The organism is Methylorubrum zatmanii (assembly GCF_014845115.1).
Taxonomy (GTDB): Bacteria; Pseudomonadota; Alphaproteobacteria; order Rhizobiales; family Beijerinckiaceae; genus Methylobacterium; species Methylobacterium zatmanii.
On sequence record NZ_NKUI01000364.1, the window covers coordinates 1 to 571 of the forward strand.

Here is a 571-nt window from a genome sequence, read left to right on the forward strand (position 1 = left end):
GCGGCGGTCGGGGCCCCCTTGTCGGCGAAGGGCGCCAGGGCATCGAGCCGCTTGGAATCCGGCGGTTCCAGGTTGCGCAGGCTGGCGAGCGCCTCCGGATAGGGCTGGCCGGCCTCGAGCGCCGTGGCGATCCGGTTGGCGGAGATCATCCGCAGCGCCGCCTGCACCGTGGCCTGCTTGGCGCTCTGATCGACCGTCTTGTCGAGGGCGGCGATCTTCTCCGCTTGCTCCTGCAGCTTGCGGTCCAGGTTCCGGCTCGCCTCGTCGACGCGGGTTTGCGCGGTCTCGGCCGCCTGCTTGCCGGCCTGGCTGGCCTCCTGCACCGCCTGGGTCGCCGCGGCGATCCGGCTGTCCAGGGATTTCTGCACCTCGTCGAGGCGCTTCGCCAGGGCGGCGTCGGCCGCCTCGTTGGCCTTGGTGCGGGACTCGACGTCGCCCTGAAGGGCGGCGAGCTTGCCCGCGACGTCGGCGGCCGGGTCCTTGGCGCCGTTCGTTTCGAGCGCCTTCACCCGCTCGTTCAGGGCGGCGAGCGCGGCCGGATCCGTGGTCTGTGCCGCCTTCACCTCCGCCG

General features: G+C 72.9%; 1 pseudogene. It reads right to left on the reverse strand.

The window, feature by feature from the left end:
- Positions 1-563: pseudogene (locus MZTS_RS24765) on the reverse strand (hypothetical protein); the annotation flags it as partial.
- Positions 564-571: the final 8 nt, after the last annotated feature.